We start from the raw sequence: 11,573 nt of genomic DNA, 5'->3' as shown, positions 1-11,573 counted from the left end.
CTGTCAGGGCTTGTCCTGCCAGGCCGTTGACGCGGCCGCCGCCTTGAACTTGGCGCGGTTTTCCGGGGTGGCCGGCGGTTCGGAATCACCGAAGATCGCCTTCAGCCAATGGCCGTCGGTGGGGTTGGGGAAGAGGATGAACTTGCGCCCGAACTGTTCCTTGTCCTCGGTCATCAGGCTGTTGCGTTGCTTGACGTCGGCCACGTAGTACTTGCGTTTGAAGTCGTTGAGGTTGTCGCCCAGCATCAGTACCACGTTGTGCTCCTTGGCGATTTCCTGCTGCCGCGGTTCCTTGTTGGAGCTGTCGCGATACACCGTCAGGTGCTGCTCGTCGGCATAGGGCAGCTGGTTCTTGCGCAGGTTGGCCAGGGCGTATTCGTAGGTTTTTTCCCCTTGATCGCGGCTGGTGACGTAGAACACCTCGACGCCCTTGGATTGCGCGTACTTGAGGAATTCCACAGCGCCTGGGGTGGCTACCGGGCCATTGTCGGCGACCCACTTGTCCCAGGCCTCGTCATCGAAGAACTCTTTGCCCGAATTGATCATGTAGCCCCAGTAGCTGTTGCTGCTGAGCACCGTGTCGTCAACGTCGCTGATGATCGCCAGCGGCCGGTCGCCGGCCTTGTGTTCTTGCAGGGCGCGATCCAGTTGCAGGCGGGCGATGTTGAAGCCCTGATAGTACAGCGCCTCGAATTCGGCGGCGGTCTGTTTCCAGGCGACGGCGGCGGTCAGCAGGTTGGAGGGCGGGGTAGGGGCCTGTTCGGCGAAGGCTGGAGTACAGGTGATTGCCAGGAGCGAGAACAGCCAGGGGGCGACTGAAGTCCTGTGGTTTTTTATTGTCATTATCGAGCCCTTGAAGTGAGGATTGCGCAGCTCTCACAAACACTGCCCCGGTGTTCTATCTCACCCCGGGCGGGGGCTCAATGCAGGTGTCGCGTTTGTGGATCAATGCGGCGTAATCTCCGGCACTTTTCTGCAGGCATAAAAAAACGGCCTACCTTGCGGTAAGCCGTTTTTAGTACTTGGTGGCTACACAGGGACTTGAACCCCGGACCCCAGCATTATGAATGCTATGCTCTAACCAACTGAGCTATGTAGCCAAGTGGCGCGCATTATTCGCGCAGAACGACAATGCGTCAAGCGTTTTTATAAAAAAATTATCTACGCTATCAACCGTTTATCCCTTCCCCCCCGAAAATCAGCGGCGACGGGCAGCGCTGGAACCAGCGGCTGGCCTGTTCGTAGGCGTATGCCAGTTGCAGGACGGCGAAGTCGGCCTGGTGCTTGCCGATGATCTGCAAGCCCATGGGCAGGCCGCTGGCATTGAAGCCGGCCTGGACGCTGGCCACTGGGCAGCCGGACAAGGTGCCGGGAATCACCACCTCCATCCAGCGGTGGTAGGTGTCCATGGTCACGCCTTCGATGCTGCGCGGCCAGGGGCTGTTCTTGTCGAAAGGGAAGACCTGGGCGCTGGGCAGCAGCAGGTAATCGAAGCGTTCGAACAGCCGGGAGATGGCGCGGTACCAGTCGCTACGAATCACCGAGGCTTCGAATACCTGACAGGCGGAGAGCTTGAGTCCGTTCTCCACTTCCCATATGGCCTCGTCCTTGAGCTGTGTGCGCTTCTGTGGATCGGCATAGGTGCTGCCCAGGGACCCGGCGACCATCCAGTGGCGCAGGGTGCGCCAGCTGCTCCACAGGCGCTCGGGGGCGAAGTCGGGGCTGGCCGGTTCAACGCTGCAGCCCAGGCTGCGGAAATCGCCCAAGGCCTTTTCGCAGAGCTCCATTACTCCTTTTTCCATCGGCAGGTAACCGTTGAAGTCCCCCAGCCAACCCAGGCGCGTGCCTTTGAAGTCGCGCTCCAGTGGGGCAGCGAAGCCCTGGCCGGATTCGGCGATGGACAGCGGCGCCCGGGCATCGCCGCCGGCCTGTACCGACAGCAGCAGGGCCGCGTCGCGCACGCTGCGGGCCATGGGCCCTTCGTAGCCGAGCTGGTCGATGAACAGATCGCTGCTGTCGTCGAAGGGCACCCGGCCCTGGGACGGTCGGAAGCCGAAGATGTTGTTGAAGGCCGCGGGGTTGCGCAGCGAGCCCATCATGTCGCTGCCGTCGGCCACCGGCACCAGGTGCAAGGCCAGGGCCGCGGCGGCGCCACCACTGCTGCCGCCGGCGGTCTTGCTCGGGTCATAGGCACAGCCGGTGGCGCCGAACAGCGAGTTGTAAGTCTGGGAGCCGAGGCCGAACTCCGGGGTGTTGCTCTTGCCGATCAGGATCGCACCGGCGGCCTTGATTCGTTCCACCATGATGCCGTCGCGCTCGGGGATGAAATCCCGGTACAGCGGCGAACCCAGGGTGGTGCGGATGCCTTGAGTCAGGGACAGATCCTTGATCGCGTGGGGCAGGCCGTGCATCCAGCCGCGATATTCGCCACGGGCCAGTTCAGCATCGCGCTGCTCGGCCTGGGCCAGCAGGCTGTCGGCCGGTTGCAGGCTGACCAGGGCATTGACCTTGGGGTTGTAGCTTTCGATGTGGGCAAGGTAGGTCTGCATTACTTCCCGGCAGGAAACCTGACGCAGGCGGATACGCTCGGCGAGTTCATGGGCCTGGAGCAGGACCAGTTCGCTGGGGGGGGTGGCGATCATGGCAGGAGGGCCTTTCAAACGGCTTTAGAAACGCCCCGGCATCCAGGCCGGGGCGACAGAAGTCGACGCAGCTCAGCGCATCAGGTTGGTCCACAGACGGTCGGCGAGGCGGATCGCGCCTTCGCCGCAGGTCTGGCTGAAGACCACCTTGGTGCCCTCGGGAATGTGCAGCTCGGGGGCATCCTTCAACCCGGCGTCGAGGAAGGGTTCGACGCCCTTGATCGGGCTCTGGTGCTTGAGAAAGTTCTGGGTCATGGCGGCGTTCTCAGGTTGGCTGAGGAAGGCGATGAAGGCCTTGGCGTTCGCCGGATTCTTGCTGCCCTTGGGGATGACCATGTTGTCCACCCAGGCCAGCACACCTTCTTTCGGATAGAGGTACTTCAGGCCGGGCTTCATCTCCCGGGCACGCATCGACGAGCCGCCCCAGAACATCGACATGTCGATTTCCCCGGCCGCCAGGTTCTCGCGGATCGCCCCGGCCTTGGAGCTGTAGGTCTTGACGAAGGGCTTCTGCGCCTTGAGCAGGCCAAGGATCTGCTGCATCTGCTTGGGGTCCTCGCTGCACAGCGGGATGTTCAGGTACAGGCTGGCCATGTCGATCACTTCGCTCACCGAGTCGAACATGTTGATCCGTCCTTGCAGCTCTGCCGGCGGCTCGTAGAGCACCTTGTAGCTGTCGCTCGGGCCTGTGTAGCGTTCGCCGTTGAGCACCACGCTGGTGGTACCCCAGATGAAGGGCACCGAGTAGGCGCCTTCCGGGTCCCAGGTGGGCTGCTTCAGGTTGTCGACCACGCTGGCGTAATAGGACTGCTTGGCCGGGTCGAAGCGTTCCAGCAACTGCTCCTTGATCAGGATCGGGATGAACTGGTGGGACGGGATCGCCACGTCATAGCCGGTGCCGCCCTGTTTAAGCTTGGCCAGCAGGGTTTCGTTGGAATCGTAGGAGTCCACCGTGACCTCGATACCGGTCTGCTTCTGGAACTTGGCGAGAATTTCCGGCGAAAAGTAGCCGCTCCAGCTCACGACGTTGAGTTTCTCGGCGGCCTGCACGGCCAGTGGCAGGCTCAGCAACAACGAGGTACCCAGGCTTGCGATCAACTTGCTCATGTCATTTCCCCAAGGTCAGTGGAAGGTTCAAGCGTGTTTCTTGCTCAGCAGATAAGAGAGGCTGACGAACAGCACCGAGACGCCGAGGATCAGCGTCGACACGGCGTTGACGTCGGGTGTCACGCCCATGCGCAACAGGCCGAAGATGAAGATCGGCAGGGTGGTGGTGCCAGCCTGGGACACCATCATCGAGATCACGAAGTTGTCCAGGGAGACGATGAAGGCCAGCATCAGCCCGGAGACGATCCCCGGCATCAGCAGCGGCAGGGTCACCTTGCGGAAGGTGCGCCAGGGGCCTGCGTACAGGTCCGCCGCCGCATGCTCCAGGGACAGGTCCATGTCGTTGAGGCGGGCGCGGATCGGCAGGTAGGCGAAGGGGATGCAGAACACCGTGTGGGCGATGATCAGGTTGCCGTAGCCCAGGGACAGCCCCAGCGTGGAGAACAGCGCCAGGGTGGCCACACCGACTACGATTTCCGGCAGCACCAGGGGCAGCATGATGGCGCCCATGGACAGTTGCAGGCCCTTGAACTTCGCCCCGCGTGAGGTGCCCAGAGCCGCCAGGGTGGCGATGGCGGTGGCCGCCATGCTGGCGCACACGGCGATCAGCAGGCTGTTGCCCGCCGCCTGGCGCAGGGCCTGGTTGGCGAACGCCGCGCGGTACCAGTCGAGGCTGAAGCCGCTCCACACCGTGGCCGACTGGTTGGCGTTGAAGGAGAACACCACCAGCACCAGGATCGGCGCGTAGAGGTACAGGTAGAACAGGAAGCTGAAACCGCCGAAGCCGGGAAAGTCCTGGACGCCGAGGCCGTTGCGTTTGAACAGGCTGATCATCATGCACCTTCCTGAAGGGTTTTCTGGCGCTGGGCGCGCAGGGCGTAGACGGTCAGCACCAGCATCACCGCGGCCATCAGCACCAGGGACAGGGCCGCGCCGAAGGGCCAGTTACGGGCGTCGCTGAACTGGCGGAAGATCAGGTTGCCGAGCATCATCCGAGTGCCGCCGCCCAGCAGTTCCGGAGCGATCATCGCCCCCAGGCAGGGCACGAAGGTCAGGATCGCGCCGGCGAAAATCCCCGGTTTGGCGATTGGCAGCACCACTTTGCGCAAGGTGCGCCAGCGTCCGGCGTAGAGGTCCTGGGCCGCTTCCAGCAGGCGGATGTCCATTTTCTCCAGGGTGGCGTAGATCGGCAGTACCACGAAGGGCGCGTAGGTGTAGACCAGACCCAGCAGCACCGCGCCGTCGGTGTACAGCAGTTGCAACGGCTCGTGGATGACCCCCAGGCCCATCAGGCTGTTGTTGATCACCCCGGTGTTGCGCAGCAGCAGGATCCAGGCGTAGGTGCGGATCAGCAGGTTGGCCCAGAACGGCACGGTAATCAGGAAGATCAGTAGGCCCCGACGCTGCACCGGTTGCATGGCCAGCCACACCGCCACCGGAAATCCGATCAGCAGGGTGATGATGGTGGTCAGCCCGGCAATGCCGATGGAGCGCAGGGCGATCAGCAGGTAGGAGTCGGCGAAGGCCAGGCTGTCATCCAGCTGCCGTTCGAACAGCAGTGAGGTGTAGGCGTCGCTGCTGAAAACCTTGTTCACCCCGCCGTAGGGGTTGGCTTCCATCAGTGAGTAACCGATGACGATCAGGATCGGCACGATCAGAAACAGGCCGATGGCAATCAGCGCCGGGCTGACCCCGAGCACACTGCGCAAGGCTTTGCGCCGTTCCAGATGGAGGGAAATCGATGAGGCGTGCATGGCGGATCCTCGTGGTCAATCCAGCAGGACGCTGGCGCTGCCGCGTTCGAACACCAGCCCGGCACTGCTGCCCACGGCCAGGCGCTGGTTGTGCTCAACGCTGTTGGGCGTGCGCACCGTAAGGCGTGTGCCGTCGCCGAGACTGACTTGGTACTGCAGGTCGGTGCCCAGGTAGATCTGGGTTTCGATCCGGCAGGGCAAGGCGCCGTCAGTGGCAGCGCTGCACAAGTGCAGGCGCTCGGGGCGTACCGACAGCGTCACTTGCTGGCCCACTTGCACCTCTTTGCAGGGCTGCGCCGGCAAGGCTTGTCCGGCGGGGCCGCTGAACCAGGCCAGGCCTGCTTCGATGCGGCTGACGGTGGCCTGGATAAAGTTGGTCTCACCGATAAAGTCGGCGACGAAGCGATTGCGCGGCTGCTCGTAGATCTCTTCCGGGCGGCCGACTTGCTGCACTTCGCCTTCGGAGAGCACGGCGATACGGTCGGAGAGGGTCAGGGCTTCTTCCTGGTCGTGGGTGACGAAGATGAAGGTGATGCCGGTCTTGGCCTGGATCGCCTTGAGTTCTTCGCGCATGGCCTGACGCAGCTTGAGGTCCAGGGCCGACAGCGGTTCGTCCAGCAACAGCACTTTGGGATGGGGCGCCAGGGCCCGGGCCAGGGCGATGCGTTGTTGCTGGCCGCCGGACAACTGGTTGGGCTTGCGCCCGGCGAAGCGTTCCATCTGTACCAGGGCCAGCATCTCGCGCACCCGCTCGGCGATCTGCGCCTTGCTCAGTACCTGGCCCATGGGCCGGGATTCCAGGCCAAAGGCCAGGTTCTCGGCCAGGGTCATGTGGGGGAACAGGGCGTAGTGCTGGAACACGGTGTTCACCGGACGCTCGAAGGGCGGACGGTCGGCGATGTTCTCGCCATAAAGGAGGATCTCGCCCTGGGTCGGGAATTCGAACCCGGCGATCATCCGTAAGAGGGTGGTCTTGCCGCAGCCGGAGGGCCCCAGGAGGGTGAAGAATTCGTTGTCGCGGATATTCAGGTCGATGTTCTTCAGGGCCACCGGGCCGCTGTGTGGATCGCCGTAAACCTTGCGCACCGAGCGGATGGACACCGCCAGTGTTTGCAGCGAATGCAGAGCATTCATGCCTTACCTCCGATTCCCCCATGAGCTGCCGTGCAGGCCATGGATATTGTTTTTCTTGGGCAGGATCGAGATGTGTTCGGGTGTCTGAGGAGCCTGTTTTTCCAGGCTTCTCAGGGAGTTTTTATTGTTCTGCTGGGGCTGATTATCAGTGAGGGGTTGCAGGGGCGAAACATCAATTTTAACATACCGGCTGTTAAAAAATTTAATAGCAGAGAGCGTGCAGAACCATGGCCGAACAGCGTTTGCCGCCATTGAATGCGGTGCGGGCTTTTGATGCCGCGGCGCGTCTGGGCAGCTATGTCGAAGCGTCCAGGGCGCTGCACGTGACCCAGCCCGCCATTGGCCGTCATGTGAAGTTGCTGGAGGACTGGCTTGGCGTGCAGTTGTTCGAGCGCACCTCCCGTGGGGTGACCCTGACGCCGGCAGGGGAGAAGTACCACCGCAAGATCGCCGCCGCCTTGCAACTGATCATCGAGGCCGGACGCGAGGCGCAGCCCAAGGCCGCCGAGCGCTGGTTGCGGATCATGGTGGTGCCGGGGTTCGCCAAGCGCTGGCTGACTCCGCGCCTGGAGGCGCTGCGGCATGTGCGTCCGGGTTTGAAGTTCGCCATCGAGCCGAACTCCACCTTCACCGACGTCGACGCCAAGAGCGCCGACTTGGGCATCGCCTATGGCCTGGACGGGCAATATGCCGAGTCCCGGGTCGGTCTGATCTGCCCTCGGGTGTTTCCGATCTGCACCCCGGCTTACCTGGCCGGAATCGAGCCGATCAAGGGCCCGGCGGATCTGGCCCGTCACGAGCTGATCCATTTTGATGACGGTGAGTGGTGGAACCTGTGGTTTGCCGCCAATGGCCTGGATATCCACCTCACGTCCGACCTGATCTATGTGAACAACGATCATGCCCTGTCGGTGGCTGAAAGCGGTGGCGGCATTGCCCTGGCCAATGAAGTGCTGGTGCGCGAGGAACTCAAGGCCGGCACGCTGGTACGGGTGCTGGAGGATCAGGTGAAGCTGGAAAGCTACCGAGTGCTGACCCCGGCCACTGAGTGGTCGGAGGACGTCGAGTGGTTCATCCAATGGCTCAAGGCCGAGCTTGAAGCGGATTTCCCCGAGGCGCGGATAGTGGGTCGTTAGCAAGCTAATGGGATGGCGCGGGCGCACTAAAAAATGGCACATTGACGCACCTGCCCCTGTGCACCCACCCGTTGTACGGAAAATTCTATGGCTAGCAGCAACTCCCCGAGCGTCGCAGCGACAGCATCTCCCGCTTCGCAAAGCAGCCCACTGGTCCTGCGCATCATTGGCGCGGTGGCCCTGGCGCACTTGATCAACGACCTGATCCAGGCGGTGTTGCCGGCGATCTACCCGATGCTCAAGGACAACTACGGCCTGACCTTCACCCAGGTCGGCCTGATTACCCTGACGTTCCAGCTTACCGCCTCCCTGCTGCAGCCCTGGGTGGGTTTTTACACCGATCGGCGGCCCCTGCCGTTCCTGCTGCCGGCGGGAATGATCTGCACCCTGATCGGCATCATGATGATGTCTCAGGTCGGCAGCTTTCCCTTGATCCTGCTGGCGGCTGCATTGATCGGCATTGGCTCCTCGACCTTCCATCCGGAGGCTTCGCGGGTCGCGCGGCTGGCCTCGGGCGGGCGCTATGGCCTGGCCCAGTCGAGCTTTCAGGTCGGCGGCAATGCCGGCACCGCCTTCGGCCCCTTGCTGGCCGCGGCCATCATCATTCCCTACGGCCAGGGCAATGTGGCCTGGTTCGGCCTGTTTGCGCTGTTTGCCCTGGTGGTGCTCTACGCCATCAGCCGTTGGTACGCCAACCATCTGCGCCTGTACAAACTCAAGCAGGGCCAGGCGGCGACCCATGGCCTGTCGAGGAACCGGGTGATTAGCGCCCTGGTGGTCCTTGGGCTGCTGGTGTTCTCCAAGTATTTCTACATGGCCAGCTTCACCAGCTACTTCACCTTCTACCTGATCGAGAAATTCGACCTGTCGGTGGCCAGCTCGCAATTGCATCTGTTCCTGTTCTTGGGAGCTGTGGCGGCGGGGACTTTCTTCGGCGGGCCGATTGGCGACAAGATCGGGCGCAAGGCAGTGATCTGGTTCTCGATCCTCGGGGTGGCGCCGTTCACCCTGTTGCTGCCCCATGTCGACTTGTTCTGGACCAGCGTCCTCAGCGTGGTGATCGGCTTTATCCTGGCCTCGGCGTTCTCCGCTATCGTGGTCTACGCCCAGGAACTGGTGCCGGGCAATGTCGGCATGATCGCCGGGGTATTCTTCGGCCTGATGTTCGGTTTTGGCGGGATCGGCGCGGCGCTGCTGGGGCACCTGGCGGACATCCATGGTATCGAATACGTGTACTACCTGTGCTCGTTCCTGCCGTTGTTCGGGGTGCTGGCAATTTTCCTGCCGCGCACCAGGAAAGCCTGAAAGCCGCCTGTGTGAGTGGTTGATGCAAAAACGCCCGAGGCTTTGGCCTCGGGCGTTTTGCATTTCGGAGTGCTTTAGCCGTCCTGTGAGCCGGCGCCCTGGCGGAAAGCGTTGGGCGATTGGCCGCTGAGGCGCTTGAAGAAGCGGGAGAAGTAGGTGGGGTCGCTGAAGCCGAGGTTGTCCGAGAGCTGGCTGATGCTGATGTTGGTGTAGATCAAACTGCGCTTGGCCTCCAGCATCAGGCGTTGGTGGAGGATCTGCAGTGCGGTCTGTCCGGCCAGTTCCCGGCACAAGGTATTAAGGTGCACGCTGGACAGGCCGATGCGGTGGGCCAGGGATTCCACGGTGGGGTGCTCCTGGTAGTGCTGCTCCACCAGCTTGATGAAGTGCCCCAGCAGCTGTTGATTGCGCTCGCTGCGATTGCTCGGCGCTACGTTCTGCTGGCGGCGACGACTGATCCACACCAGCAGTACGTTGACCAGCGAATGCAGCAACAGGTCCCGTGCCGAGGCGCTGCCTTCGTATTCCTCCAGCAGGGTCTTGAACAAGCTGTTGAGGCTGCGCCGGTCACGGCCCACCGGATAGCAGCCGGCAGCGGCCAGCACCGCCAGTGGTGCGCCCAGCTGGCTTTCCAACTGAGCCACCAGCGGGGCTCCGAGGGTCAGTACGTAGCCCTCGATATTTTCGGAAAACTGAAAACCGTGGACCATCAACGGCGGAACCACCTGGATCGCCGCCTCGCGCACTTCCTCGCGCTGTCCTTCGACGTCCACCAGGGCCTGGCCGCCTTGCACGTAGAGCAGTTGATAGAGGTCGGCGTGGCGGTGCGGCTTGATTTCCCAATGGTGCAGGCTACTGCGCTTGGGGATGGATTCGCAGTGCAGCAGGTCCGGGGTCGGCCAAGCCTGGTTTTCACCATAGAGCTTGAACACCGGGATGCTGGAGCGGTTGGCTTTCATTGGGCGCGACCCTGCGGATGTGCGACGTAGGAATGCTCGATAATCGAACGCTGTTATCAAAAGTGCATTTTTACGCCGGTAAATCACCTTTTTTTACGGTTTTTGTCGGCAAAAATGCAGGGGTACAACAATAACCATAAATTCCGGATTTCGCCTGCGCGGTGACTGGAATGCCCTAATGAGATGACAGCATGAAAACTCAGGTTGCGATTATTGGCGCCGGACCTTCCGGCCTTCTGCTGGGCCAACTGCTGCACAAGGCCGGCATCGATACGGTGATTGTCGAGCGCCAGACCCCGGACTACGTCCTGGGCCGAATTCGCGCCGGCGTGCTGGAGCAAGGCACGGTAGACATGCTGCGCGAGGCTGGAGTGGCGCAGCGCATGGACGCCGAAGGCCTGGTTCACGAAGGGGTGGAGTTGTTGATGGGCGGCAAGCGTGTGCGCATCGACCTCAAGGCCCTGACCGGCGGCAAGACGGTGATGGTCTATGGCCAGACCGAAGTCACTCGCGATCTGATGGAGGCGCGCGCCGCCAGCGGAGCACCGATCATCTACTCGGCAAATCAGGTGCAGCCCCATGACATGAAGGGCGCACAGCCCTACATCACCTATGAAAAGGACGGCCAGCTGCATCGCATCGATTGCGACTACATCGCCGGCTGCGACGGTTTTCATGGCGTGGCGCGCAAGAGTATTCCCGAGGATGTGCTGACTCACTACGAGCGCGAGTACCCCTTCGGCTGGCTTGGACTGTTGTCCGATACGCCGCCGGTCAACCATGAGCTGATCTATGGCCAGCATGAGCGTGGCTTTGTGCTGTGCAGCCAGCGCTCGCTGACCCGCAGCCGCTATTACCTGCAAGTGCCACTGACCGACAAGGTCGAAGACTGGTCCGATGAGCGCTTCTGGAATGAGCTCAAGGCCCGCTTGCCGGCGCAGGTGGCGGACGATCTGATCACCGGACCGTCCCTGGAGAAAAGCATCGCGCCGTTGCGCAGCTCTGTGGTTGAACCGATGCAGTACGGCAAGCTGTTCCTGGTGGGAGACGCGGCCCATATCGTTCCGCCGACCGGAGCCAAGGGCTTGAACCTGGCGGCGTCCGACGTGTGCTACCTGTACCGCATCCTGGTCAAGGTCTATCGCGAAGGGCGCCGCGACCTGCTGGAAAAATACTCCGAACTGGCCTTGCGACGGGTCTGGAAGGGCGAGCGTTTCAGCTGGTTCATGACTAACCTGCTGCACGATTTCGGCGAGCATCAGGACGCTTGGGACCACAAGATGCAGCTGGCCGATCGGGAGTATTTCCTCAATTCCCACGCGGGCCTGGTGAACATTGCCGAGAACTATGTGGGCCTGCCTTACGAAGAAATCTGCTGAACCATCGGCCTTGGAACCGCCTGCGCATAGGGGGTGGTTTCAGGGCAGTGTTTGCAGCCAGGCAGGGGCCGAAATGTATCGGTCGAGAAACATTCCTATTTCTAAATGATATTTATTAGCATTACACTTCGATCCCCTCTCCCTTGATGCACCACCA

At 62.0% G+C, this 11,573-nt stretch carries 10 protein-coding genes and 1 tRNA gene; 3 read left to right on the top strand and 8 right to left on the bottom strand.

The annotated features are described in order from the left end of the window. Positions 1-3 precede the first annotated feature (3 nt). The 7 genes from P7C00_RS27065 to P7C00_RS27035 form a co-directional block, all read right to left on the bottom strand. Complete coding sequence (locus P7C00_RS27065; RefSeq protein ID WP_404937652.1) at positions 4-843, bottom strand: 5'-nucleotidase, lipoprotein e(P4) family; 840 nt, start codon at positions 841-843, stop codon at positions 4-6. Between the two features lie 180 nt (positions 844-1,023). Then, positions 1,024-1,100: transfer RNA gene (locus tag P7C00_RS27060), tRNA-Met, on the bottom strand. Between the two features lie 69 nt (positions 1,101-1,169). Further along, the gene (locus P7C00_RS27055; RefSeq protein ID WP_404937651.1) at positions 1,170-2,642 is read right to left on the bottom strand and encodes an amidase; all 1,473 of its coding nucleotides are present in this window, start codon (positions 2,640-2,642) and stop codon (positions 1,170-1,172) included. 72 nt (positions 2,643-2,714) lie between these two features. Beyond that, positions 2,715-3,749, bottom strand: a complete 1,035-nt coding sequence (locus tag P7C00_RS27050; protein WP_346633800.1) for an extracellular solute-binding protein — start codon at positions 3,747-3,749, stop codon at positions 2,715-2,717. 27 nt (positions 3,750-3,776) lie between these two features. Further along, a complete protein-coding gene (locus P7C00_RS27045; protein ID WP_025131815.1) occupies positions 3,777-4,583 on the bottom strand; it encodes an ABC transporter permease subunit in 807 nt (268 codons plus the stop codon). Beyond that, on the bottom strand, positions 4,583-5,503 hold the full coding sequence (locus tag P7C00_RS27040) for an ABC transporter permease (protein ID WP_404937650.1): 921 nt from the start codon (positions 5,501-5,503) through the stop codon (positions 4,583-4,585). The genes P7C00_RS27045 and P7C00_RS27040 overlap by 1 nt, the downstream gene beginning before the upstream one ends. A 15-nt stretch (positions 5,504-5,518) precedes the next feature. Next, positions 5,519-6,637, bottom strand: a complete 1,119-nt coding sequence (locus P7C00_RS27035) for an ABC transporter ATP-binding protein (RefSeq protein ID WP_346633802.1) — start codon at positions 6,635-6,637, stop codon at positions 5,519-5,521. A 227-nt stretch (positions 6,638-6,864) separates the two neighbouring features. On the opposite strand from P7C00_RS27035, the gene P7C00_RS27030 reads away from it, so the two are divergent. Beyond that, the gene (locus P7C00_RS27030) at positions 6,865-7,773 is read left to right on the top strand and encodes a LysR substrate-binding domain-containing protein (RefSeq protein WP_404937649.1); all 909 of its coding nucleotides are present in this window, start codon (positions 6,865-6,867) and stop codon (positions 7,771-7,773) included. An 87-nt stretch (positions 7,774-7,860) separates the two neighbouring features. Further along, complete coding sequence (locus P7C00_RS27025) at positions 7,861-9,078, top strand: MFS transporter (protein ID WP_346633804.1); 1,218 nt, start codon at positions 7,861-7,863, stop codon at positions 9,076-9,078. Between the two features lie 74 nt (positions 9,079-9,152). Here P7C00_RS27025 and P7C00_RS27020 read toward each other — a convergent pair whose 3' ends face one another. Further along, the gene (locus P7C00_RS27020) at positions 9,153-10,037 is read right to left on the bottom strand and encodes a helix-turn-helix domain-containing protein (RefSeq protein ID WP_404937648.1); all 885 of its coding nucleotides are present in this window, start codon (positions 10,035-10,037) and stop codon (positions 9,153-9,155) included. A 191-nt stretch (positions 10,038-10,228) separates the two neighbouring features. Here P7C00_RS27020 and pobA point away from each other — a divergent pair, with 191 nt between their 5' ends. Further along, complete coding sequence (pobA, locus tag P7C00_RS27015; RefSeq protein WP_404937647.1) at positions 10,229-11,416, top strand: 4-hydroxybenzoate 3-monooxygenase; 1,188 nt, start codon at positions 10,229-10,231, stop codon at positions 11,414-11,416. The last annotated feature ends 157 nt before the right edge of the window (positions 11,417-11,573 follow it).

Source organism: Pseudomonas sp. JDS08PS003 (genome assembly GCF_045013505.1).
GTDB classification, from domain to species: Bacteria; Pseudomonadota; Gammaproteobacteria; order Pseudomonadales; family Pseudomonadaceae; genus Aquipseudomonas; species Aquipseudomonas protegens_B.
This window is presented reverse-complemented; position numbering and strand designations above follow the sequence as displayed.